At 26.4% G+C, this 26059-nt stretch carries 22 protein-coding genes; 20 read left to right on the forward strand and 2 right to left on the reverse strand.

Annotated elements, in window-relative coordinates:
* The first annotated feature begins 1 nt into the window (after position 1).
* The 7 genes from IC213_RS03270 (at position 2) to IC213_RS03300 (ending at position 9908) form a co-directional block, all read left to right on the forward strand.
* Positions 2-979: a protein kinase domain-containing protein gene (locus IC213_RS03270; protein ID WP_227434801.1), complete on the forward strand. Its 978-nt coding sequence runs from the start codon at positions 2-4 to the stop codon at positions 977-979.
* A 249-nt stretch (positions 980-1228) separates the two neighbouring features.
* On the forward strand, positions 1229-2296 hold the full coding sequence (locus IC213_RS03275) for an RNA ligase RtcB family protein (protein ID WP_227482542.1): 1068 nt from the start codon (positions 1229-1231) through the stop codon (positions 2294-2296).
* Positions 2297-2803: 507 nt separating this feature from the next.
* The gene (locus IC213_RS03280) at positions 2804-4720 is read left to right on the forward strand and encodes an endonuclease MutS2 (protein WP_227434799.1); all 1917 of its coding nucleotides are present in this window, start codon (positions 2804-2806) and stop codon (positions 4718-4720) included.
* A 151-nt stretch (positions 4721-4871) separates the two neighbouring features.
* Entirely contained in the window at positions 4872-5621 is a 750-nt protein-coding gene (locus IC213_RS03285; RefSeq protein ID WP_227434798.1) for an ABC transporter ATP-binding protein, read from the forward strand.
* A gap of 25 nt (positions 5622-5646) precedes the next feature.
* A complete protein-coding gene (locus IC213_RS03290) occupies positions 5647-7626 on the forward strand; it encodes an ABC transporter permease (RefSeq protein ID WP_227862736.1) in 1980 nt (659 codons plus the stop codon).
* A gap of 289 nt (positions 7627-7915) precedes the next feature.
* Positions 7916-9325, forward strand: a complete 1410-nt coding sequence (locus IC213_RS21235) for an ATP-binding protein (RefSeq protein ID WP_227862737.1) — start codon at positions 7916-7918, stop codon at positions 9323-9325.
* 28 nt (positions 9326-9353) lie between these two features.
* On the forward strand, positions 9354-9908 hold the full coding sequence (locus IC213_RS03300; RefSeq protein ID WP_413927294.1) for a LuxR C-terminal-related transcriptional regulator: 555 nt from the start codon (positions 9354-9356) through the stop codon (positions 9906-9908).
* 138 nt (positions 9909-10046) lie between these two features.
* Here the strand turns inward: IC213_RS03300 and ytaF are convergent, their stop codons facing one another.
* A complete protein-coding gene (gene ytaF, locus IC213_RS03305; protein WP_227482547.1) occupies positions 10047-10670 on the reverse strand; it encodes a sporulation membrane protein YtaF in 624 nt (207 codons plus the stop codon).
* 183 nt (positions 10671-10853) lie between these two features.
* Between ytaF and IC213_RS03310 the strand changes: the two genes are divergently transcribed.
* The 11 genes from IC213_RS03310 to IC213_RS03360 all read left to right on the forward strand — a co-directional run bounded on the left by IC213_RS03310 (position 10854) and on the right by IC213_RS03360 (position 22720).
* Positions 10854-11501 (forward strand): helix-turn-helix domain-containing protein, encoded by a 648-nt coding sequence (locus IC213_RS03310; RefSeq protein WP_227434794.1) that lies wholly within the window; start codon positions 10854-10856, stop codon positions 11499-11501.
* A gap of 203 nt (positions 11502-11704) precedes the next feature.
* Entirely contained in the window at positions 11705-12763 is a 1059-nt protein-coding gene (locus IC213_RS03315; RefSeq protein WP_227862738.1) for a potassium channel family protein, read from the forward strand.
* 103 nt (positions 12764-12866) lie between these two features.
* The gene (locus tag IC213_RS03320; protein WP_227482548.1) at positions 12867-14051 is read left to right on the forward strand and encodes a D-alanyl-D-alanine carboxypeptidase family protein; all 1185 of its coding nucleotides are present in this window, start codon (positions 12867-12869) and stop codon (positions 14049-14051) included.
* 206 nt (positions 14052-14257) lie between these two features.
* A complete protein-coding gene (gene rpsB, locus IC213_RS03325) occupies positions 14258-14971 on the forward strand; it encodes a 30S ribosomal protein S2 (RefSeq protein ID WP_003424537.1) in 714 nt (237 codons plus the stop codon).
* Between the two features lie 78 nt (positions 14972-15049).
* Complete coding sequence (gene tsf / locus IC213_RS03330) at positions 15050-15961, forward strand: translation elongation factor Ts (protein ID WP_021384993.1); 912 nt, start codon at positions 15050-15052, stop codon at positions 15959-15961.
* 83 nt (positions 15962-16044) lie between these two features.
* Positions 16045-16749 (forward strand): UMP kinase, encoded by a 705-nt coding sequence (pyrH, locus tag IC213_RS03335; RefSeq protein ID WP_003430597.1) that lies wholly within the window; start codon positions 16045-16047, stop codon positions 16747-16749.
* Positions 16750-16774: 25 nt separating this feature from the next.
* On the forward strand, positions 16775-17332 hold the full coding sequence (gene frr / locus IC213_RS03340) for a ribosome recycling factor (protein WP_227862739.1): 558 nt from the start codon (positions 16775-16777) through the stop codon (positions 17330-17332).
* 2 nt (positions 17333-17334) lie between these two features.
* Entirely contained in the window at positions 17335-17538 is a 204-nt protein-coding gene (locus tag IC213_RS03345; protein ID WP_227835449.1) for a hypothetical protein, read from the forward strand.
* Between the two features lie 28 nt (positions 17539-17566).
* Positions 17567-18301 carry an isoprenyl transferase gene (locus IC213_RS03350; RefSeq protein ID WP_227434789.1) on the forward strand — a complete coding sequence of 245 codons (735 nt, stop codon included), beginning with the start codon at positions 17567-17569 and terminating at the stop codon, positions 18299-18301.
* A 12-nt stretch (positions 18302-18313) separates the two neighbouring features.
* Complete coding sequence (locus IC213_RS03355) at positions 18314-19093, forward strand: phosphatidate cytidylyltransferase (RefSeq protein ID WP_227434788.1); 780 nt, start codon at positions 18314-18316, stop codon at positions 19091-19093.
* 582 nt (positions 19094-19675) lie between these two features.
* Positions 19676-22720: a diguanylate cyclase domain-containing protein gene (locus IC213_RS03360; protein ID WP_227862740.1), complete on the forward strand. Its 3045-nt coding sequence runs from the start codon at positions 19676-19678 to the stop codon at positions 22718-22720.
* A gap of 690 nt (positions 22721-23410) precedes the next feature.
* Here the strand turns inward: IC213_RS03360 and IC213_RS03365 are convergent.
* On the reverse strand, positions 23411-24031 hold the full coding sequence (locus IC213_RS03365) for a hypothetical protein (protein WP_227850987.1): 621 nt from the start codon (positions 24029-24031) through the stop codon (positions 23411-23413).
* Between the two features lie 399 nt (positions 24032-24430).
* Here IC213_RS03365 and IC213_RS03370 point away from each other — a divergent pair, with 399 nt between their 5' ends.
* A complete protein-coding gene (locus tag IC213_RS03370) occupies positions 24431-24634 on the forward strand; it encodes a helix-turn-helix domain-containing protein (RefSeq protein ID WP_227434784.1) in 204 nt (67 codons plus the stop codon).
* 259 nt (positions 24635-24893) lie between these two features.
* Positions 24894-26048 (forward strand): 1-deoxy-D-xylulose-5-phosphate reductoisomerase, encoded by a 1155-nt coding sequence (locus IC213_RS03375; protein ID WP_227434783.1) that lies wholly within the window; start codon positions 24894-24896, stop codon positions 26046-26048.
* Positions 26049-26059 lie beyond the last annotated feature (11 nt).

Here is a 26059-nt window from a genome sequence, read left to right on the forward strand (position 1 = left end):
GGTGACAGGGTTGAATTTTATAGGCAATAGGTATGAGGTAGTAAATTCTGATGACGTTTTAGAAATTAACAAAATCTATAAAGCTAGGGATGTTTTTTACAGAAAAAATGTGTTAATAAAAGTTATAAAACACAATAACTATATTTGTGAAGATTTTGTATCAAATTTAATTGATGAAAGTACTGCTTTAGATGAAATAAACTCTCCTTATATACTAAAAATAATTGATGTTGGGATTCATTGCACAGAAGAAACAACATTATATTATATTGTAAGTGAAGACTTTGATGGTATTGGCCTAGATGAATTAATTCTAGGTAATTATCTTCATCTAGAAGCAATTATAAATATAATGATACAAGTTTTAAAAGCTTTAGAAATGATACATAGAAATTATTCATATCATGGCAGTTTAAAGTCAAGTAGTATAATGGTGAATACAGAATATAATATTAAAATTTGTGATTTTGGAATTACAAAAGCAAATAATGGGGTTAATACAAGAAGCTATGGAAATAGAAGATATTTATGTCCACATCAACTATGTATAAACTATACTGATAGAGAGAGTGATTTTTTCGCAACAGGTCTTATTTTATTTGAGTCTATATTTAAGAAATTACCTTTTGGAGAAGCAAATTCAGAAGAAAAAATGTTACAATTGATTGATAAAGGGCTAGATTGGAATAGTATAAGAGCAATTAATGGCAACATAGAACTTATAAATGTTATAAAAAGACTGCTTGGTAGAAATAATAAATATACTAGAGCTAATGATATTATTGTTGACCTTAGTAAGGTAATGTATGAAAAAGCATATATAGAGGTTGAAGATAAATTAGAAGAAGAACCAAAAAAAATTGTTCAGGTTAGAAAAGAAGATAAAAGTAAAGTGAGAAGAAAATTACATAAAAAAATTGTTGTTGCTGGCTTAGCTATAGTTATGATTTCAATGATTATTATAGGTTCTATAATATAAAAATTATATATTGTACATTTTAAAATAAATGTCTATAAATAATATACATATAGATTAAAATTTTAGTATTGTTTTAATTATGAGAGGAAGTGGTTATTATGTTAGCAAAAAATAATGAGGTGTTAAACGTTTAAGAGTATTTTAACAAATAGCCACCTGCTTTTGTAGTTTAAAATAAAAAGCTGTGGCTAAAAGTCACAGCTTTTTGCTACTTTTTAAAGGCAGGAGTATATTAAAAAGGAGCAAAGTATGAGTGAAATAAAAATAATAGCAAGTAACAAGTGTTGGATTGAAGATATAGCAAAGAAACAACTTGAAGATATTTTAAAATTGAATGGAGTTTTAAGAATAGTAGGATTGCCTGATTTACATGCAGGTAAAATACCTGTGGGCCTAGCAGTTGAAACCAAAGATATTATCTATCCACATATAATTGGAAATGATATAGGTTGTGGCATGACTTTATTTAAAACTGGAATTTCCAAAAAGAAATTTAAAAAAGATAGATGGATTAAACGTCTTTATGAAATTAAAGATTTATCTGATATAAAAATAATAAATCCATATGAAGAGGAATGCCCAATATCAAATTTGGGGACTATTGGAAGTGGAAATCATTTTATAGAATTTCAATGTGTAAATAAAATTCACAATAAAGAAAAATTTGAACTATTAAGATTTTCATCTGATGACATAATGATGTTAGTTCATTGTGGGTCAAGAAATTACGGAGAAACCATACTTAAAAAATTTTATAATAAAAATGGTATTGAAGTTGGAAGTGAAAAAGAAAGAGATTATATGATAAATCATGATAAAGCTTTAATCTGGTCAGAGCGTAATCGTGAAATTGTTAGTAAAAAAATCATGCAATCAATAGGTATATCTAGAGATATTGAAAAAATATTGTCTATAAATCATAATTTTATAGAAAAAAGGGAAGATAAATTCATACATAGAAAAGGTGCTGTTTCAAGTGAAAGAGGAGCTGTAATTATACCTGGTTCAAGAGGAAGTCTATCATATATAGTTATGCCTACTGAAAATACAGAACTGTCTTTATATTCTCTATCACATGGAGCTGGTAGAAAATGGTCTCGTTCAATTTGTAAATCTCGTCTTAAAAACAAGTATAATAAAGATACTATAAAACAAACAAAATTTAAAAGTCATATTCTATGTAATGATATAAACTTGTTATTTCAAGAGGCTCCAGAAGCATATAAAAATATAGAACAAATTATTGAAAGTTTGATAGAATATAAGCTTATTCAAGTAGTGGCAACTATGAAACCACTAATTACTTATAAAGGGTAATTTTAAAAATTATATTAAATTATAAATAACTGATTTTATTAAAGCATATTAAGAATGCTTTGATACTATCAGTTATTCTTTTGTTTTTTGTTAGGGTTAATAATTTAAAGAGCTTAACTTCATAATATGTAATTTTTATAAAATTACATTCTGTAAGAAATGTTGGGTATAAATGAAAGAATAAACATTATTTTTATTTTAATAGTGAGTATTATAGGTGTTTTATTATGTTAAAAGATAAATAAATTTATTTATATTGACACTAGGATATAATTTATGAAATAATGTTAAAGTGACTAAAATAGTTAAGTAAAAATAGAAAAGGAGCAGTGTTTTATGAAAAAGAATACTAACATTAGTGAGTCCGGGGTTAGACTTCTTAATAAATAAGGAGTTTAATGAACAATAATTCCTTATTTATTAAGTCGATTACAAATAATTATTATAAAAATAAGTGAAATAGTTATTTAAAATTCATGACTTATAAATAAAGGAGAAAGTAAAATAATGAATAGTAATACAATTGAAAGACTACAACTAAATGAGGTTAAAGAATTAATAAAAATACATTGTGTAAGTTCACTTGGAAGAAATTTAATAGACAAATTAACTCCTAGTGGTAATATTGAAGTAGTAAGAAGGAAATTAAAAGAAAATAAAGAAGCTAGAAAAATAATTGAAAATAGTAATCATATACCACTTGAAGGGTTGTTTAATGCAGGTTCTACAATAGATAAAATTGAAAAAGGAATGATAATAGAACCTATTGAACTTGTAAATATAGAGGATTTTTTAAGAGGTTGTAGGAAGATGAAAGCTTTTATGTTAGACAAAGAATTTTATTCGCCTACATTAAGTTCTTATGCTTTAAATATAACAGAATGCAAAAACATAGAGGAAGAGATAAACTACTGCATAAAATCAAATAAAGTTGATTCTAATGCCAGTAAAGAATTAAAAAAGGTAAGAAGAAATATAGAAGTTACAGAAGGAAAAATAAAAGATAGATTAAATAAGTTTATAACATCAAGTATAAACAAAAAGTATATACAAGAGTTTATAATAAGTAAAAGAAATGATAGATATGTAATACCAATTAAATCTTCTTATAAAAATGAAGTTGATGGTACTATATTAGATACTTCATCAAAAGGAAATACTGTATTCGTTGAACCAATAAGTGTGTCAAATTTAAGTACAGAATTGACTATGTTAAAAGCTGACGAGACTATTGAAGAATATAAGATATTATCTTATTTAACAGAGCTTATATTTGATAAAATAACTCAGATAAAGTTAAATATAGAAATACTTTCTGAATATGATATGGTATTTGCAAAAGCTAAATATAGTCAAAAAATAAATGGTATTACTCCAAGAATAAACAACAATGGATATATAAAAATAATCAAAGGTAAGCACCCACTTTTAACAGGAGATGTGGTACCTTTAGATTTTGAAATAGGTAAAAGTTATAGAAGTCTTGTAATAACAGGACCTAATGCAGGTGGAAAAACTGTAACTCTTAAGACTGTTGGTCTATTAACTTTGATGGTTCAATGTGGTTTTGATATTTCTGCTAAAGAAGACAGCGAACTAAGTGTATTTGAAAAAGTGTTTGTAGATATAGGAGATAATCAAAGTATTGAAAATGCTCTAAGTACTTTTTCATCACACATAAAAAATATTGCAGAAATTATGGACTCATCAAATAATTCTACACTTGTTCTATTTGATGAGATAGGTAGTGGAACTGAACCCAATGAAGGAGCAGGACTAGCAATATCATTGCTAGAAGAGTTTTATAGTATGGGATGTATAACAATAGCATCAACTCATTATGGCGAAATAAAAAAGTTTGCTAATTTGCATCCAGAATTTGAAAATGCAGGTATGATGTTTGATAAAGAAACTTTAGAACCATTATATAAATTAACAATAGGAAAATCTGAAGATAGTAATGCTCTTTTTATTTCTAAAAAGATGGGAATAAAAAATAAGGTATTAAGTAGAGCTAAAGAATATATAACTGATAGAAACTACAATTTAGATTTAGTTAAGAGAAGTAAATTAAAATCCCATACTGAAAATAAAGATAATGTTGAATTTATTTCCAATTATACAGAGTATAATACAGGTGATAAAGTAAAATTATTGGATGAAAATGACTTTGGAGTTGTGTATAAACCTAGAGACAAATTTAATAATGTAGAAATATTATTTAAAGACAATTTTGTTTTAGTAAATATAAAAAGATTAGAACTTAGTATAAAAGCAGAAGAGTTATATCCAGAAGGATATGATTTAAATTCATTGTTTACTAGTTTTAAAGATAGAAAATTAGAAAAAGACATTCAGAGAGGTTCAAAAAAAGCTCTTAAACAGATTCAAAGAGAAATTAGAGAAAATAGAAAACAAATGTAAAAAACATAAATGACTATTTAAAATGTAAATAATTATTTTACAAAACATGAGTAATAAATGCGATTATTTTTGCGTATTTTACTCATGTTTTTTTGTGTGTAAAAATTTATACTTTAAACATAGATGAAATAATATTAAAGGAGGTATAAATATGGATGTTCTATTATCTGTAAAAGATGTAACAAAGACTTACAGTAAAAATAAAAAACCAAGTTTGAATCATGTTTCATTCGAGGTAAATTCTGGTGAATTTGTTGGAATTATGGGAGCATCAGGTTCTGGAAAAACAACTTTACTAAATGTATTATCTACAATAGATAGTGTAAATAGTGGTGAGATAGTAATTAATGGTGTAAATTTAAAAGAATTAAATAATAACTCTACTGCGGATTTTATAAAGGATAATATTGGATTTATATTTCAAGAATACTTTTTGATTGATAGTTTGAATGTTTTTGAAAATATAGCTGTACCACTTACTTTAAAACATATGCAAGCAAGTGAAATCGAAGATTCTATCAAGTTATTGACAAAACGTTTTGGAATAGATTCAACTTTGTATAAGTATCCAAATGAGTTATCTGGTGGTCAATGTCAAAGGGTTGCTGCAGCAAGAGCTATTATAAAAAAACCATCTATAATACTTGCAGATGAGCCAACTGGAGCACTTGACTCAGTATCAGCAAATGAGTTACTAAAAACACTAAGTGATGTAAATCGAGAATTAAAAACTACTATATTGATGGTAACACATGATGCTTATGTAGCTAGTTTTTGTAGTAGAATTTTGATTTTTAGGGATGGTCAAATTATAGATGAACTTCAAAAAAATGAAAAAAATCATAAAGATTTCTTTGAAGCTATAGTTAGCAAGACCAGTAAACTAGAAGAAATATATTAGTATACATTAAAAGGAGATAGTAAAAATGAATATATATAACATTGCTAAAAAGAATCTCAAGAAAAACTTTTCGTTTTATTCATTATATTTGTTTTCTGTAGCTTTTATACTCATGATATTTTTTAGTTTTGTATCTTTTTCTGTGAATGATATTATAATGAATAAAATTTCATCAGATGGAAGAGTAGAAACTATGACAAAAACTATTTCAATTTTTATAATTTCATTTGTATTATTCTATATGCTTTACTCAAATAGATTTTTTATAAGACGTAGAATGAGAGAGCTTGGCATATACACCTTGATGGGATATAGAAAATCAAGTATATTAAAATTAGTTATGATTGAAAATATATTTATTTGCATGATTGCTTTTATTATAGGTGTTTTAGCTGGTTCATTATTACATAAGTTTATTATACATGTAATTGTGCATTCATTAAATTTAAATGTAGATAGTTCAAAGATACCTTTTTTCAATGTAAATGCTGTTATTTCTAGTATATTATTTTTAATTGTTATATTACTTGTACTATATTTTTCAAATTGGAAATTGATTCGAAGAAATTCTCTTCTTAATTTAGTCAAAATAGAACGAAACGAAGAAAAACAGATTATAATAAGACCTTTGATAGCTTTTATAGGTATTTTTATGCTTGTATTAGGATATGTACTAGCTTTTGATATGACTAGAGGAAAGGATTCTGTTTGGTATAGTATTGGTTTTTCTCCAATTGCTATATTGACCTTACTTTGCGTAGTTGTTGGAACTGTTTTTTTTATAAATTCATTTTTACCTTATATTATTAGAATATTAAAAACTAAAAAAAATCATTTTTATAGAGAAATACAGATTATTACAATTCCTAAGTTTATTTACTCCATACGTTCTAATGCAAAAACATTAATTTTATTAACTTTGTTGTCAGCAGGAACATTATGTATATTTGCGTCAACTGTTTTATCAATTTATTATCCTGTAGTAGCAGTTTCTCGTATAGTACCTTCTGCTATTGAGTTTAAGTTAGAAGAAAAAAGTAATGTTGATAAAATTATTAATGCTGTAAGAGATTATGAATTAATAGAAAACCTTAAATACAGAGAAACAAATATTATAAAAGTAAATTCTTCATCAAAAAATTTACCGATTGAGTATTCTATTGGCAAAGACAAAGGAAGAATCTCTGGATTTGACTGTATATCAGAGTCTGATTATATAGAATTAATTAAACAACAAGGGAAAAAATTTGATTTAAAACCTCTGAATTATAATGAAAGTGTATTAGTAAAATATAGACCAAGTGAAGAGAATGTGGATAAAGGGAAAATCCTTAATTTAGATTTATATTCAGATAAAAAGGTAGATGTGGTTATAAAGGATACTACATTAGATAATCCAATTAGTTTTTCAAATAGTATTGGAACATTAATAGTGTCGGATAAATTATATAATGAAATATCTAGATACAATAATCTATCAAGAAATTCTATTATAAGTATTGATGGAAAAGATATGAGAGATAATAAAGAAATTTATGAAAAACTTAAAAATTTATTAAAGAATAATCCATATTTTATAAGTGCTTATCAAAGAAAATTTGAAATTGTGCATGAGAGTAGTTCAACTTTTTTATTGATTAGCTTTCTTTCTGTTATATTTTTTATTGCTACAGGAAGTATGCTGTATTTTCACAGTATTTCTAATGCCATTTATGATAGAAATAGTTTTAATATATTGAGTAAAATAGGATATAGTCAAAAAAATATAAAGAAAATAATTAAGAATCAGATTTTAGTGTTTTTTTCGATACCATATGTATTAGGAATGGCACATAGTATATTTGGATTAATTGCTTACAAATCTGCTTTAATAGATAACATATTAGGAAATAATACACCTATAATAATTCCAATAGTATTTGCAAGTGTCATATTTACACTAGTATATATAGGATATTACATTTTAACAAAGTATTCATGTTATAAAATAATGCTTAAAAAATAGCATTAAAAATTTTATAAAATATTTGGAAAATAGAAGATAAGCATCTTGTATATAAATTAATTTACAAGTTATGTAATGTTATCATATAATTAATTATCAGAAAGGAGTTAATATGTTCAAAGTCAGTTATAATAAAAGAAAGATTTTCATATTAATAAATCAATTATTGATAATATTATTTCTAATTTATGAATTTTTTAATAATAAAAATATTAAAAGTATTTCCATTTTCAATCTCTTACTTGTATCTATTATAGTTGTTGATATAATGTACATTGAATTAATTAACTTGAAACAAAATAGAGTGCTCGTACAATTTACAAACTTGCTTGTTTTGCTTTCTTGGTATTTTTTATTTTTATTTGATAATAGTAAAACATCTTCTGAATTAATTTTTTTCCTAAGTCCAATTATTGTTTTTGAAAGTGTAAGATTTTTATTTGTATTTTTCTTTCAAGATTACAAATACAACTACCAGAAAGGCTTAGAATTTATATTGAAACTTATGTGTGCTTTGACAGTCGTTTCAAAATTTATTGATAATCATCTGTTTGCACTACTTTATTTATTACAAATAATTATAAGTTTGATAAGCTTTATATTCTTAATAGTCTTATATAAAAAAACTGTGATACTTGTTTTAAAGTGTGAGAAAAGAAATTTTATATATTCAGCTATTTTATTGTTTATATTCCTTGTATATGCTATAGTTTTTTCTAAAAAACAGGAATATGTTGAGAATCTAGGAATGTATTTAATTATATCATTAGCCATATTTAGTATCCATAATATTGCTATAAAAGATAAAGGTTATATAAAACAAAATACTATGCTAAATGGTAAGAAAAGATTGATTTTTATTTCTTTAATAAGTGTATTTTTCGTTGGAATTGGAAAACTATTAGACCTTAATATAATTACGTATTTTATAATAATACATTGTATATTTTGGTTTACTCTACTTTACTTTATTTTAATTTACACAAACATTGATGATATCATATATAATAAAAATTCAGTAAAAAAATTTAGTGTGCAAGAAAGTAACTTAATAAATAATCTAATGCAGATATATAAAGAGGAAGAGCTTAAAAAGGATTTTTCTAATTATCTACATGATGAAGTATTACAAGATTTACTGTCAATTAAAAATATGATGAAAAAATCTGAAAATCCAGATGTAAAATATATAATCGTAAGTACATTAGAAAAATTAAATCTATCTATTCGCAATCAAATGCAGGATTATCATCCAATATTGTTAAAAACACTTACATTAAAAGAAAATATAGAAAATATGTTTGTTATGGTTAGAGGTAATTATTTATCTAAAAATATAGAAATTTGTTTTACATGTGAAGATAATATATTTTTGGCTGAACCATATAATTTTATTATATACCGTATATTAAAAGAGCTAGTAACAAATGCTTTTAAACATTCAAATTGCTCTAAAATCGAAATTTCACTAATTCAAAAAAATAAAGATATAATTCTTTCAGTATTAGATAACGGAGTGGGAGTGGAAAGTGAATATGATTTAATAAGATATCAAAATAATGGGCTATCTTCTATTCAAGAACAATTACACAGATTAAATGGTGTTTTTAATATTGATAAGACAGCTTCTGGGTTTAGTATTGTTGTAAAAATTCCTATGGAAGGAGAGAATTATTATAAATATTTTATTAATAGATGACCATGTATTATTTGCAAAAAGCTTAGAAATTGCATTAGAAGATTATACTGAAATAGAAAAATTTATTTATATTAAAGATATTTCCCAGGTAATTTCAATAATTAAAAATGAAAAACCAGATATAATTCTTATTGATATTAATTTAGGAAAAATTGACAATGATGGGTTGTCTCTAGCAAAAGACATTATAAGAATAATACCTAAAGTAAAAATAGTCATGTTAACGGGTTATGATTTGCCTGTATATAAGTATGAAGCTCAAAAAATGGGTGCAAAAGGCTTTATAAATAAAAATATCGAGCCAGATAAATTTATTGAAATATTAAATCAGATTCAAAATGGATATAATTATTTTCCCAATGAAATAAAATATATTGAAGAGCTAACACATAGAGAAAAATTAATATTGCAATTTCTATATAATGGAGTTAAGAGAAAAGATATAGCAACTCAATTATACTTAAGTGAGCGAACAGTATCTAATCATATCCAAAACATTTTTGATAAACTAAATGTATCTTCTTCATTAGAAGCTGTCACAAAGGGAGTTCAGCTTGGATATATTAAACTCAATATGCAATAAGAGAAGTTTGTAGTTCGGTAAATGTATTTGATTGTAAATTTTCATCTAATATAATAATTAAATTTAAGTAGAAATTTTTATCATTTAAAATATATATAAAAAGGCTATCTAAAATAAAATTTTAAGATAGCCTTTTTGTTAACATATTTTCATAAATCCAATAATTAGTAAAATCAAACCGCTTAACCAAGATAAATTTAGATTTATATTTTTAACAAATACATTTCCTAGTAAACAACCAAATGATACTGCTAATATATTTGAAATTAGAGAAAATAAGATAACTTGTATATAATTTACACCTACAAGACCACTTCCAAATCCAATAGCTAATCCATCTAAGCTTAAAGCAAGTGCAAGTGTAAATGCTTCAGCAGGTTTAAGAATTTTAGATTTATTTGTATCTAAAGTGTCAGGTTCAACACTAACATTAAAATTTAACTTAAGATCTAGCATATTAAAATTATAATCTTTTGAATGTATGGATTTTTTTTTGAAATAAGATTTAAAGAAACTCTCAACTAATCGAGAACTTCCTAATAAAAATAAAATTAAAAAGCATATCAACATTGTTATATTTTGAGGTAAGAAGTCTCTAGCTATTGTACCTGCAAAAAGTGATATTGCCAAAATTGCTGAAGAAACCACACTAATAATCATATTTGAATATAAAGGAACTTTAACTTTATTTACGCCATATCCAAAACTTGTTACAAAGGCATCTATACAAAGAGAAGTTACTAATAAAATTGATTCAATCACAGTAGATTAACATCCTTTCTCTTAAATTTTATACTTATATAGTTATAGTATTGTAAAAAGAGATAAATTGTTACAGATAAACCAATAGAGTGTTGATAGAATTTCAACATTTTGTAACACCTAAAAAACAAAAAATTCATATTATATAATATAAAATCAAACATAATAAAGCAGGTGAAAATAATGGAGCAACATATTGAGGTTGAGAGTTTTGGTAATCTATTGAAGGCATTACTAAAAGAAAAATCAATATCAATGGGAGCGTTGAGTAAAAAAAGCGGAATTGATAAATCTACTATATCTCGCATAGCAAATAATAAACAAAAACCGAATATAAATCACCTAGAAAAGATTGCAATACACTTAAATGTAAATTTAGAAGAGTTATTAAAAGCATCAGGATATGAGTTTAAAAACAGTAATAATAAACAAATTTTTAATATAGATAGCGATTTTAGTAACTTTGATGATGTACTTGGATTTGCAAATTTAATTAATGATAAAAATTTCAACGGAAATATTGAGAAAGAGTTAAGTAAATGTGAATTATATGTTCAAACAGATGAAGGGAAAAAATTACTTTTTGATAGTTTTAGTAAAAAAATAGATTCTATAGAAAAACAAGGACAATTTACAGATAGACTGAGGGACATGTATGCTGAATTTTGTACAGGAAAATTAGGAATAAAAAAATATTTATTGACTGGAAGTATGCTGCTTTACTTTGTTATATCAACGGATGTTATTCCAGACTTTGTATTTCCAATAGGATTTATGGATGACTTAGTAGCATTAAATATGATTACAAAACTACTTAGAAAAGATAAGTAGTTTTGTAATTGTACTACTCTATGGGGATGACAAACAAAGATACTGAGTATAGATAAATTTTAATGTTTATCTAAGGAGAAATAACTTGAAAATTTTAAAATAAACAATTTAATATATATTTTGTATGTATTTAAGTATATAAAATAAAATAATATCCAAACTAATACAAAATAGTGATAATTTTTTTGTACTGGAGGATATTTATGAATTGCAAATGGATATCTAAAATAGATGAAAGAAAAAAATGTCATAGAGAAGCAGATTCTTCTGGATATTGTATTTTTCACAAAGAGAATAAGTCTAGTGAAGATATAAAACTGATGATGGACAATATATATAAGGAAGAAATAAATGCATTTAATGGATTTATATTTGAGAATGAATTTAATGCAGAAGAAATATTAACTTATGACTATAAATTATTAAATTTTTCTGAAACGATATTTAAAAAAGAAGCAAATTTTAGAAAATATCTTTTTAAAAAAAATGTTATTTTTAACTATACAGATTTCAGGGGTCAAGTATCTTTTAATGCTTGTGTATTTTTAGAAAATTGTGATTTTAATAAAACAAAGTTCAATAAGGTATATATAAATGATAAGATATTTGAAAAAGTAAAATTTAAAGGGCCTGATTTAGTAGTTAATAAAGTAGAAAATTTTCCAAGAATGGATGGAATAATTTTTAGTATGTGTACAAAATTTATACTTAAAAATGTGGAGTATGGAAAAAGTGAATGCAAGCATGGAAAAATAAATTATAGAATAGCTAGAAATCAAGCTACAAAAATTGGAGATTATGAGATGATAGGTCCTTACTATTATAAGGAAAGAATTTATAGTAGCAAAATGATAAAACGTTCTGACTATCCAACTCTCAGCAGTTATTTAGTTGAAAAGTTTTTTGACCAAATAGCGCACTATACTACAGGTTATGGAGAAAAACCATGGAATATATTATTTGTGATTATAGCTATAATAAGTAGTTTTGCCTTATTATATCTATTCGTAGGTATAGAAAGTTCAAACAGTACACTTATAACTTTAAATATAAATAACTTAGGTAATTATTCAGCAAGTGAGATTTTTAAAACATATATAGATTTATGGTATTTTAGTATGGCTACATTTAGTACAGTAGGATACGGAGATATGGTTGCTACAAGTTTGATTGGTAAAGCTTTAGCAGGTATAGAAGTATTTTTAGGAGTTACAATAGGAGCAATTTGGGCATCTGTGATTATTAAGAGAATGATAAGATAATATCTGTGTAAATATGGATAGGTATTAATTACTAGATATAAATTGGACTAAAGAGGGAAAATTTAAATATAAATATACTTAATAATCCAAGAAGGTGAAAAAATTGAAAAACGGAATAAAAAAAATTTTAACATTAACTCTAATTCTAGCATTTATAATACCAAATTATTCATATGCTGATGAAAAATCCGTAGACAAATACTCAAAAACATCTATACTTATAGACCAAGAAACAGGTAGAGTCTTGTATGGTAAAGAGCCTGATATGAAGGTACCTTTAGCAAGTTTAAGTAAGATGATGACTTTTTTACTTGCAATAGAGGCTATTGAAAATAAAGAAGTAAAAGAAACTGACACAATAAAGATAGACAAGTCTATTGCTTCAGTGAAAGGTTCAAGCTATAAACTAAAAGTTGGTGAAGAAGTACCACTTATAGAACTTATGAGAGGTCTTATGATTGTATCAGGAAATGATGCAGCAATTGCTATAGCAAAACATATTTGCAAATCTAAAGAGGCATTTGTAGATAGGATGAACAAAAAAGCAAAAGAAATAGGAATGACTAATACTCATTTTTTAAATCCAAATGGTCTTCCAATATATGATTTAAGTAATCCCAAAAAACCAGCAAAAGAAAATATATCTACTGCAAGAGATATATCTATTCTTGGAAAATACATGTTTGACCATTATGAAAAGCAAGTAACAGCTATAACTGATATGGAAACCTATACGAACTCAGATAGAAGCTTTGAAAAAAGCAATACAAATGCATTATTGAGAATTATACCTGAAGTTGATGGTATAAAAACAGGGTACACTGGGAATGCTGGCTATTGTTTATCATTTTCTATGATTGTTAATAAGAATGATAAAAATGAGAAAAAACGTAGAGTAATAGGCGTTGTATTAGGTGCTAATCATAAAGATAAAAGAATATCCTCTTCTTTGGCTATGTTAAAATATGGAAAAGAGAATTTTAATATGAAAAAAGTAATTGATAAAGATAGCTTTATTGGTAAGAAATATATAAAAGGAATGAAAGAACTAGAGGTTACTTTAAAAGCAAAAAATGAACTTTATACAATATTAAAAAATGATGAAAATATAAAATCTGAAGTAAAAATTAAAAATATGGAGTATCCTGTTAAAAAAGGTGATACTATGGGTACTATAAAATATTACACTAGTTCAGGTGATTTACTTGGAAGTGTAGATATAGTCAGTGATAATAGTGTTGATAATGTACCACTAAAAATAAAATTAAAAATGAAATTTGCAAATTAAATTCAAAAAAATGGTATAAAATATACAAAAAAATATAAAAATAGAAAATATGGAAAAAATATTGTTATTTTTTCACCTCTATGATATACTACTAGAGGTGAAAAAATAAAATAAATCACACACAGCATTGGGATCCTTAAAAGGTGCCTATTACATGGTTTTTTAGGGAGAAGATCAAGCTGGAGGTATAAAACCAGGAGGTAAATATGTCAGTAATATCAATGAAACAATTATTAGAAGCAGGTGTTCACTTCGGTCACCAAACAAGAAGATGGAACCCTAAAATGGCTAAGTATATATTCACAGAAAGAAATGGAATATATATAATCGACTTACAAAAAACAGTTAAAAAAGTTGAAGAAGCTTACAAGTTCACTAAAGAAGTAGCTGAAACAGGAAAGCCAATTTTATTCGTAGGAACTAAGAAACAAGCTCAAGATGCGATAAAAGATGAAGCTGAAAGATGTGGAATGTACTTTGTTAATGAAAGATGGTTAGGTGGAATGTTAACAAACCACAAAACTATAAAAACTAGAATAAATAAATTAAGAGAATTAGAAAAAATGGAAGAAGAAGGCGTATTTAACGTTCTTCCTAAAAAAGAAGTTATAAAATTAAGAGCTGAAAAAGAAAAACTAGAAAAGTACTTAGGTGGAATAAAAGACATGCCTGAATTACCAGGTGCAATGTTCGTAGTTGACCCAAGAAAAGAAAACATAGCTATTCAAGAAGCTCACAGATTAGGTATACCAGTAGTTGGTATAGTTGATACAAACTGTGACCCAGAACAATTAGACTTTGCTATACCAGGAAATGATGATGCAATAAGAGCCGTAAAATTAATAACTGGTGCTATGGCAACAGCTGTAATTGAAGGTAGACAAGGTGCTGAAGAAGAAGTAGCTGAAGACCAAGAATAATAATTTGACAATTAAATGGTAAGGGTCGCCCTTACCATTTATAATATGGAATAGAATAAGTAGGAGGAAACTTAAAAAATGGCTAATATAACTGCTCAAATGGTAAAAGAGTTAAGAGAAAGTACAGGCGCAGGAATGATGGACTGTAAGAAAGCTTTACAAGAAGCTGAAGGAAATATGGAAAAAGCAGTAGATTTATTAAGAGAAAAAGGATTATCAAAAGCTGCTAAAAAAGCTGGTAGAGTTGCTGCTGAAGGTCTAGTTGCAATAGAAATGAACGATGATAATACAGTTGCTTCTATGGTAGAAGTTAACTCAGAAACAGATTTCGTTGCTAAAAATGAAGACTTCAAAGTGTTCGTTAAAGATGCTGCTTGTATGGCATTAGCTACTGATAAAGAAGATATCGCTTCTTTATTAGGTGAAACTCATAGAGAAGGAATAACTTTACAAGAAGTTTTAAATAATAGAGTTGCAAAAATAGGTGAAAAATTAGACTTTAGAAGATTTGCTAAAGTTGTAACTAATGGACAAGTTGCTGGATATATCCACGGTGGTGGAAAAATAGGTGTTCTTGTTGAAATGGAAACAGAAGCTAGAGATGCCAAAGTTTTAGAATTAGGTAAAGATGTAGCTATGCAAGTTGCTGCTATGAATCCTAAATACGTTTCAAGAGATGAAGTAGATGCTGAATACATAGCACATGAAACAGAAGTATTAACTCAACAAGCATTAAATGAAGGAAAGCCAGCTAATATAGTTGAAAAAATGGTTAAAGGAAGATTAGAAAAAGAATTAAAAGAGGTTTGTTTATTAGAGCAAACTTTCGTTAAAAATCCAGATATAACTGTTAAACAATTAGTTGCTGATGTTGCTAAAGCAGTAGGTTCTGATATAAAAGTTGTTAAAGTTGTGAGATTCGAAGTTGGTGAAGGTATACAAAAGAGAGAAGAAAACTTTGCAGAAGAAGTTGCTAAGCAACTTAAGTAATAACCAAAGAGAGAACACGCAGGTGTTCTCTTTTTTAAAAAATAGAAAAAATGGATATGAAGGATTGAAATAGGAGGTTTCTGATGGATAAACCAATGTACAAAAGGGTATTGTTAAAATTAAGTGGAGAAGCATTAGCGGGAGAAAGAGGTTTTGGTATAAATAATGATGTAGTTAATGATATTGCTATTGCTATTAAAAAAATACAAGAAATAGGTGTTGAAGTGGCTGTAGTTGTAGGTGGAGGAAACTTCTGGAGAGGTAGAACTAGCGAAGGAATGGATAGAACTACTGCTGACTATATAGGTATGTTAGCTACAGTTATGAATGCAATGGCATTACAAGATGCACTAGAAAATATAGACGTTGCTACAAGAGTTCAAACTGCTATAGATATGAGACAAATTGCAGAACCATATATAAGAAGAAGAGCAGTTAGACATTTAGAAAAGGAAAGAGTTGTTATATTTGGTGCAGGAACTGGAAACCCTTACTTTACAACAGATACAACTGCTGCTTTACGTGCTGCTGAAATGGAAGCAGAAGTTATTTTGTTAGCTAAAAATGTTGATGCAGTATATGACAAGGATCCAAAAGTACATGCAGATGCTAAGAAATTTACAGAATTAAGCTATATGGAAGTTATACAAAAAGAATTAAAAGTTATGGATTCTACAGCTACATCTTTATGTATGGATAATAAGATTCCAATAAAGGTATTTGAGCTTACAACGGAGAATATAATAAGAGCAGTAAAAGGTGAAAATATAGGAACTACTGTAAAATAATGAAGAATGAAGGAGGAGTAAAATTATGAAACTAGAAATACATAAGCAGTTAGAAGAGAAAATGAATGGGACAATTGATGCTTTAAAGTTCGAATTTGGAACTATAAGAGCAGGAAGAGCCAATGCACAAATGTTAGACAAAATAAGAGTTGATTATTATGGAACTCCAACTCCAATAAATCAAATTGGTGCTATATCTGTACCAGAGCCAAGAATACTAATGATATCTCCTTGGGATAAATCTGCTATGTATGAAATAGAAAAAGCTATAGCTAACTCAGATTTAGGATTGAATCCATCTAATGATGGTGAAGTTATAAGACTTTCTGTACCAGCTTTAACAGAGGAAAGAAGAAAAGAATTAGCTAAAAAGGCCAGTAAAGCTTCAGAAGAATTTAAAGTTAGAATAAGAAATGAAAGAAGAGACGCCAATGAAAAAATTAAGAAAATGGAAAAAGGCGGAGAAATAACAGAAGATGAATTAAAGAAAGCACAAGATGAAGTTCAAAAAATGACTGATAAATTTATAAAAGAAATAGATACATTATTGGCTAAAAAAGAAAAGGATATAATGGAGGTATAATATTGAAAAAATATTATAACCTTTTAGGTCTTCATATAGATGAGGTAAAACAGTATTTTGATGAACAAAATCTAGCTTATACCATAAAATCTATTGAAGGTAAAAAGGATAAAGATAAACTTGTAGTTCCTAGAGTTATAAAAATATCTGAGATAGGTGATAGTGTAGAACTAATAATCACATACTTTTCTGACTCCTTAATTTAAGGAGTCAGAACAATATTGGAGGCAAAATATGAATAACAACATCATGTATGACATAGACTTAAATAACATACCTACTCATATTGCTATTATAATGGATGGGAATGGAAGATGGGCAAAATCCAGATTTCTTCCAAGAACTGCAGGACATAAGGCTGGAGTAGAAACTATAAGAGATATAGTTAAAGAATGTTCAAATTTAGGTGTTAAGCACTTGACACTATATGCATTTTCAACAGAAAATTGGAAAAGACCAAAACTTGAAGTTGATACACTTATGAACTTATTATCTACATACTTAAGAAATGAAATAGCTGAACTGCATCAAAATAATGTAAAAGTAACAGCTATAGGAGAGATAAGTGCTTTACCAAAAACTTGTATAAGAGAATTAAATTCAGCTAAGGAAATGACAAAAGACAATACAGGAGTTAACTTAAATTTAGCATTGAACTATGGAAGTAGAGCAGATATAAAAAATGCTCTTATAGATATAGTAAAAAATTGTGAAAGTGGTAAAATAGATATAAACAATATTGATGAAGATATTATAAAAAACTATTTAAGCACAAAGTCTATACCAGATCCAGACTTGGTCATAAGAACAAGTGGGGAACAAAGATTGAGTAACTTTTTACTTTGGGAAGTTGCTTATTCTGAGTTTTACTTTACTGATATACATTGGCCTGATTTCAACAAAGAAGAATTACAAAAGGCTATATATTTATATCAAAAAAGAGATAGAAGATTTGGAGGACTTAAGTAAGGAGATTATTTTATGCTTACAAGAATTATTGCTTCACTAGCTCTGGTTCCATTATTTCTATTTGTTGTATATGGAGGGATTCCTCTTTATATAGCTGAGATGGCAATAGTTTATATTGCATTACATGAATTTTATAAAGCATTTAAAATAAAAGATATACATCCAATATTTATTATAGGGTATATATTTTCTATTTATTTAGCTGTAAAAAATATTTTTAACTTACCATTGGAATATACTTATGCAGTGCTTTTCATTTTATTTTTAGCAAGTATAATTTATATGTTGATGGGCAAAAGCAATGTTATAGATGTTTCGATTACATTTTTAGGAGTTTTTTATATAGGAGTATTTTTAGATTTTATAGTTATAACTATAAATAGCTTTGAAAGAGGGAATATCTATGTATGGCTTATATTTGTAATATCTTTTATGACAGATATATTTGCATATTTTAGTGGCTATTTACTTGGCAAACATAAGTTAATCCCTAAAGTGAGTCCTAAAAAGACTGTAGAAGGAGCTATTGGAGGAATAATAGGAAGTACACTTTGTTGTATTTTATTTGGGTATTTATTTGGTATTGATTTGCTTCAATTGGCTATAATAGGAAGCATAGGAAGTATAATAGCTCAATTAGGAGATTTATTTGCATCCTCAATAAAGAGATATGTAGGGATAAAGGATTATGGAAAGATAATACCTGGTCATGGGGGTATATTAGATAGATTCGATAGTGTTATATTAGTAGCGCCTTTTGTATATAATACTATTAAATTTTTTATTAGATAAAGATTGGTTGGTTTTAAAAAGGCAGTCTATAATTGCTAGTAATGAAAATAGCTATGTAACTTTTAAAAAGCAGAAGAATTCTGTGAGTATTTAGTTACATGGCTATTTTCATTTTTTTATTTAATAATTTCGACATTTTTAAATATAGTATCTTTTTATAAGCTATATATCTGAATATAACTAATTTATTCTCAATTATAAATTTTATTTTTATGTATAATTAATAAGTCATAAGTATATTATTGATTTTATTTGATAAGTATGGGTATAATTTAAGTAATATATCAAAAAAAGGAAAATGTTTCCAAAATATGATAAAATAAATTCAAATAGTTAAATTCTCAATAAATAATATATTTTAATTGTTTATTGAAATATATTAGGTACTCCATCTTCAACATCATCAAGTTGATGATGTAAATTTAAAGTATACCAGTATAAAAATAGCTTTTGAATTAGGTAAGAATTTATTATATATATATAAATTTTCATAACTAGAAAATATGATTGGAATTAAAAAAATAATAGAAAAAAGTTTATTTCAAGAAGTTAAAGCAATTTAGGGGGGATGGATTAATAGGCATGTTAACTAATAATATTATAGACAAATTAACGAATTTAAATGGAAATTACAATTTGAGAATGATGCTTTCAAGTCTAGAAACACAGAAAAAGACATATGGTATTATGTTTATTGGAATTGATGATTTCGAACAAATTAATAACTTATATTCTTATTCATTTGGAGATAGGGTTTTAAAAAAGTTTTCTAAATCTATTTTACCTTTTTTACCTGAAGATATAAGTTTATATAGATTAGATGGAAATGGTTTTGGAATTTTGTATCCAAATGGAGATTGTTATGAATTAACAAAACTCTTTAATAGGTTTCAAGATATCGCACAATGTATAAAACAGATTAATGGACATGCTATTTCATTTACTATATCAGGAAGTATTTGTTTTTATCCAAAAGATGGTATAGATTGTGATACACTATACCAAAATGCACGTGTTACATTTGAAAAAGCAAAAAAGCAAGGGAAAAAAACACTAATTGTCTATTCAAAAGATGAGTTGACTTTTTCGCAGTATTCTATACAGTTGATAGAGTATCTAAGAGAAAGTGTATTAAATAATTTTAAAGGATTTTATTTAAATTATCAACCACTTATTTTTAACAATAGTAAGAAACTATATGGATGCGAAGTATTGCTTCGTTGGAGAAATCCTAATTTTGAAATGAAACTTGGTCCAACTGAATTTATACCTTTTTTAGAATCTTCTGGGCTTATGGATACAGTTAGTCAATGGGTAATTAAAACAGCTTTAAAGCAATTAAAAGTATGGACAAAATATATGCCAAATTTCAATATGAATATAAATGTGTCATATCAGCAGCTTGAAGACCCTAGCTTCAAGTTTTTTATTTTAGACACTATAAAGCAAGAGGGTATATCTCCATCTCTGATTACATTGGAATTAACAGAAAATAATAACATAAAACAAATAGAAGAAATAAGGAGTTCTTTTGATTTTCTTCGAAGTCAAGGTATTAAGATTACATTCGACAGCTTTGGAGCAAAACATTCATCTTTAGAAATTTTTCGTGAACTAAGTGCTGATTCTTTAAAAATTAATCATACTCTTTTAAACCGTATTACATATGATGTAATAGACCAAAAAATCGTCTCTCAAATTATTAATCTATGTCATAGTATGAATATGTCCGTTTATGTGGAAGGAATTGAAAATAAAGAAACTTTAAAAATAATTGAACAGATGAGACCAGAAATATTGCAAGGATTTTATTATAATGAGCCTATAAACGCAGAGAAGTTTTATGAGCATTACTTTGAAAAGAATATTGAGAGCATTAATTATCAGGAAGATGTTATATCAAAAGAACTTTCTATAGAAAAAGAAAAAAGTATGGTATATTCTGCCTTTACTCCAACACATTCAATGAATATAAAAGAATTGGTTGATAATGCTTATGCAGGCATATTTCAAGTAGGAATGAACCCTGAATTTACTTTTCTTACATGTAATGAAGGCTATAGAAGGATGTTAGGTTATACCATTAAAGAGATGGAAGAAAAATTTAAAAATCAAGCATTAGGATTTGTGCATCCAGATGATATGGAATATGTGAATTATGAAATTAGAAGGCAACTTGGAATTAGCGATATAGTTACAATTGAATTTAGGGTAGTAAAATCTGATGGAACTCCTATATGGATACTTGGAACAGGCAATGTAGTAAAAGGTAAGCAGGGTTCTAAAAGTTTAATTGTAGTCATAATAGAAAATGATAGGCTTAAGAAAAGGTCTTTAGAGATGGAAGAATCCTATTGGAAATACAGAAGAGTTTTAGATAATATTCCTGCTTGTGTAAAATGTATCCATTTTGATGAAAATTTTACTTTAGATTATATTTCTCCTAGCTTTATATCATTGATAGGTTATACAGAAAAAGAAATTAAAAGTAAGTTTGATGGAAAGTATATCAATTTAATTATAGAAGAAGATAGAAGAGTTGTACTTGGAGATATGATAAGCCAAGTTAATTCTGGAGATATAGTTACACTTCATTATCATGTTAGATGTAAAGATAATCGTTTGATTTCTTTAGAAACGATTTCTAGATTATGTGAAAATGATAAAGATGGCAAGAAGTACTTTTATTCAAGTATTGTGGATGTAACAGAGGCAACAGATGTAACTTCTGAAAAAAGTGATAAAAAATCTAATAGACTTGTTAATCGCTATCAAACAGCCTTAAAACAATGGGGAGATATATTATTTGAATATAGTTTTAAGGATGGTACAATAACATTTTCTGATAACTATTATAGTATATTTGAGATAGAACCAAGAGGAACAATTTCTGAACAATTATCAAATATTTATGAAGAAGACCATCAGATTTTACTTGACGCTTTAGAAAATGCACGTATTGGTAATAAGCCAGAAGCAATAGAGATACGTATACGTTCTAAAGATAACATACATTTATGGTGTTCTATAGTATTTAATGAACCTGATAAGATTGGAGATGCTACTATATCGATACTAGGTAAAATAAGAAATATTGATGAAGAAAAGAGAGAGTATAATAAGTTAATTGAGCAATCTCAAAATGATTTAATGACAGGATTACTAAATAAAAGTACTACTGAGGAAAAGATAAGACACATGTTGCTATCAGTTGATGAAAATAAGAAATATGCATTATTTATGATTGATGTAGATAATTTTAAGGATGTTAATGATACTATGGGGCATGTATTTGGAGATAAAATCTTAATTGAGTTAGCGGAATGTCTAAAAAGTAATTTTAGGAAAACAGATATTGTTGGCCGTGTTGGAGGTGATGAATTTATAGCATTTATGGAGTATAATGGAGATAAAGAAAGCCTACAAAAAAAAGGTCATGATATATTAAAAAGATTAGATACCACGTTTACATATGATAAATTATGTTTTGAAGTAAGTGTAAGTATAGGTATTTCTAGATACCCAGAAGATGGGAAACAGTTTTACGAGTTGTATCATCGTGCAGATAGTGCATTGTATAGAGCAAAAGAAGAAGGTAAAAATACATATTGTATGTTTTCCATCTAAAAATAAAATCAATCAAACACATGTTACTACAAAGCTTTTGTAATCACCTTTACTAAGTGATTAGTTATTTGTAAGTTATATAGATACATTATAATAGAGGTAACTGAAAGTGCTTTTAATGAAATATCAGAGCCAGTTAATTCAATTTTAGAAAAGCTTACTTAAAGAAACCTTTAATTGAGAAAAAGTCTACAAGTATCATTTAGTACATTATTAAAATGTCACATCGTATAGATATGTATGTTGTATGTTAAGGAATTGAAACTAAGAAAGACTTAGATTTTTTAAAGACTATTAAATGTGATGTGGGACAAGAATTTTATTTTTCGAGACCAATAGAAGAAAAAGAATTTTTTAATAAATATGTGACTGAAAAATAATATAAATATTGTAAAAGTGTAATAAGAACATAACATGCTAGAAGAATTAAAAATTTGTAATTAAAATTAGCAATAGATAAAAAGTATTAGTAATGTAACTAATGCTTTTTCTTATTGGCTTTATTTAGATTAATAATCATAAGAATAAAATGTTCATATAATAATTGAGTTGATTTCAATTTGATTTTATTAATAATGTAATAATGTTATTTGTGTAATGTCCAGTATTCATAACCAAAGATACTCTTTCTTTTACAAAGTTGAACTGAGTTATTTTTATTTGTCGAATCATACATGTTATTAGTAACTTTCATTTTTTTATTTTATTATTTACATTTATTTTAAGATAGTAATCGTTTTCAGAGCGAGAAGGATTTATTTCTTTATCAACAACTGTTACAAATTCAAACTCAGGTTTATCTAATGTTGCTATATAATTTAATGCTGGTGTTGTAGAAAAACTAAGAATAAATGTAGATAAGGTAACCAGTAATACTTTAAGTTTTGTTTCATGTCTTTTTTTGATAATTAATACTAAGGCATAAAAAATTAATAACACTATCATGTAAATAGCAGAAAAACTAAATCTTTCATTATTTGGTGTATTTAGGGTGTTTGTTGATAAAAGTGGAGTTAACATAGATAATGAACATGCTGTTAAAGGAAATGGTATATGATACTTTCTTGATTCTTTTGCTTTAGGTATTTCTAGTAGCATTTTAGGATATAGCCATAAATACATCATCCAACTGAATAGTAATATAAATATATAGATGGAAAATTTAATTTTCATAGGAGTAAGGAGAGCAATGATAGCAAGTATTGTTAGTAAATAACGAATAATACAAGTAACCTTTTTTTCTTTTTCTATGACAGCTAAAGTCCATCTATTTTTTATAAATTCATTTTCTCTTTTTTCACTCTGCTTCATTTAATAACCCTCTATTAATAGTATAGTTTTTTAATCCATTACTTTGTTTTATTTTAACATATTTATATAAAAAAGTAACATTGAAGTTTTTTATTTTTTGGAATGTTATGTTAACTTGGGATAATGATTATACAAATTTGTAATCAGAAGAAATTACTTCTATCATTACTTAAAGTTAATAAATATAATTTTCTGTAAAGCTTTTTAATTAGATACAGATTATTTTAAAACATATTTTTGATAGGTGCTATTTATTGTTATATTAAAATGAATTTATTTATCAATATTGAAAGAACATGGTTTTAGCCAATTTTGAATAAGTGATTATTTATCGAAAAAGATGAAAATTTTTCAAAATAGATAAAATATGATAAAATAGATTTTAGAAGAGGTGATAAAATGATTTCATACACTCCATTGTGGAAATTGCTAATTGATAGAAAAATAAGAAAGATGGAATTTGTAAATATATCAGGTATAAGTATTTCTGTTTTAGGTAGATTAGGAAATGATAAGTCTGTTTCTATGGATACAATGGAAAAGATATGTTTAGCACTAGACTGTAAAATAGAAGATGTTGTAGAAATAAAAAAGGATGTTTAATGATGCTAAAATATTTTAATAATATTATAAAAAACATATAAAGAATAGGTAAGGTTTAATTTAATAGATAGAGTTTTATTGGATTAAAAATAAAAGTAACTATATGTGAATAAATTAAAATTAAAGAGTAATGCTATAATGTAAACTAAATATATTTTTCCAGTAATTATATGAAGTTTTTGTGAATAGTAAAAATAATTGTTTTAGTAGTGTTATAATGTCTTGGTAGGGTATATTTATTATTAGAAAGGATTATTATATGAAAAAAATATCAATTTTAGGTTCTACAGGCTCTATAGGTAAGCAAACCTTAGATGTAGTTAGAGAAAATAGAGACAAGTTTGAGGTAGTTGCAATATCAGCTAATAGCAGTATTGAATTACTACTTGAACAAATTGTAGAATTTAGACCTAAATATGTAACAGTTTTTGAGGAAAGCAAAGCATTAAAATTAAAAGAAATATTGCCACAAAATATAGAGATAGAAGTTTTAACAGGAATGGAAGGTTTAAAAATAATTTCATCACTAGATGAAATTGATGTACTTTTAACTGCTGTTGTGGGAATGATAGGATTGGTCCCAACACTTTGTGCTATAAAGAAGGGAATAGATATAGCATTAGCGAATAAAGAGACATTAGTAACTGCTGGAGAGCTTGTAATGGCAGAGGCAAAAAAATATAATGTAAATATTCTTCCCGTTGATAGTGAACATAGTGCTATATTTCAGTGTTTAAATGGAGAGAATAATAAAAATATAGAAAAAATAATACTTACAGCTTCTGGTGGTCCATTTAGAGGAAAGAAAAAAGAAGAACTTTTAAATATAACTAAAAATGAAGCTTTAAAGCATCCAAACTGGAGTATGGGAAGAAAAATAAGTATTGACTCTTCAACTCTTATGAATAAAGGACTAGAAGTAATAGAAGCTAAATGGCTATTTGGAGTAAAACAAGAAAATATAGATGTAGTAGTTCATCCACAAAGCATAATTCACTCAATGGTACAGTATACAGATAGTTCTATAATTGCACAATTAGGATGTCCAGATATGAGGTTGCCTATACAATATGCTCTTACATATCCAGATAGAATGGAAAGTAATTTTGAAAGAATGAATTTTTCAAAATTTAGTACTTTAACCTTTGAAGAACCAGACTTAGAGACTTTTCCATGTTTAAAATTAGCTTATGAATGTCTAAAGATGGGTGGAACTTATTCTTCTGTTTTAAATTCTGCAAATGAAGTTTTGGTAAGTGAATTTTTAGAGGATAAAATTGGTTTCTATGACATACCATATTACATAGAGAAAACTTTAGAGGTTCATAAAAGCATAAGCAAACCAACGTTAGAACAAATTTTAGAAACAGATAGATGGAGTAGAGCTTATGTTGAAAATCTGATAAAAAAATAGGAAGGTGAATT

The organism is Clostridioides sp. ES-S-0049-02 (assembly GCF_020658465.1).
GTDB lineage: Bacteria > Bacillota > Clostridia > Peptostreptococcales > Peptostreptococcaceae > Clostridioides.

Coding starts and splice junctions, on each gene's coding strand:
- IC213_RS03355 (WP_227434788.1), top strand. CDS start 18,314: ATGCTTACAAGAATTATTGCTTCACTAGCTCTGGTTCCATTATTTCTA.
- IC213_RS03275 (WP_227482542.1), top strand. CDS start 1,229: ATGAGTGAAATAAAAATAATAGCAAGTAACAAGTGTTGGATTGAAGAT.
- pyrH (WP_003430597.1), top strand. CDS start 16,045: ATGGATAAACCAATGTACAAAAGGGTATTGTTAAAATTAAGTGGAGAA.
- IC213_RS03370 (WP_227434784.1), top strand. CDS start 24,431: ATGATTTCATACACTCCATTGTGGAAATTGCTAATTGATAGAAAAATA.
- IC213_RS03375 (WP_227434783.1), top strand. CDS start 24,894: ATGAAAAAAATATCAATTTTAGGTTCTACAGGCTCTATAGGTAAGCAA.
- IC213_RS03290 (WP_227862736.1), top strand. CDS start 5,647: ATGAATATATATAACATTGCTAAAAAGAATCTCAAGAAAAACTTTTCG.
- IC213_RS03310 (WP_227434794.1), top strand. CDS start 10,854: ATGGAGCAACATATTGAGGTTGAGAGTTTTGGTAATCTATTGAAGGCA.
- frr (WP_227862739.1), top strand. CDS start 16,775: ATGAAACTAGAAATACATAAGCAGTTAGAAGAGAAAATGAATGGGACA.
- IC213_RS03285 (WP_227434798.1), top strand. CDS start 4,872: ATGGATGTTCTATTATCTGTAAAAGATGTAACAAAGACTTACAGTAAA.
- IC213_RS03315 (WP_227862738.1), top strand. CDS start 11,705: ATGAATTGCAAATGGATATCTAAAATAGATGAAAGAAAAAAATGTCAT.
- tsf (WP_021384993.1), top strand. CDS start 15,050: ATGGCTAATATAACTGCTCAAATGGTAAAAGAGTTAAGAGAAAGTACA.
- IC213_RS03365 (WP_227850987.1), bottom strand. CDS start 24,031: ATGAAGCAGAGTGAAAAAAGAGAAAATGAATTTATAAAAAATAGATGG.
- IC213_RS03360 (WP_227862740.1), top strand. CDS start 19,676: ATGTTAACTAATAATATTATAGACAAATTAACGAATTTAAATGGAAAT.
- IC213_RS03350 (WP_227434789.1), top strand. CDS start 17,567: ATGAATAACAACATCATGTATGACATAGACTTAAATAACATACCTACT.
- IC213_RS03280 (WP_227434799.1), top strand. CDS start 2,804: ATGAATAGTAATACAATTGAAAGACTACAACTAAATGAGGTTAAAGAA.
- rpsB (WP_003424537.1), top strand. CDS start 14,258: ATGTCAGTAATATCAATGAAACAATTATTAGAAGCAGGTGTTCACTTC.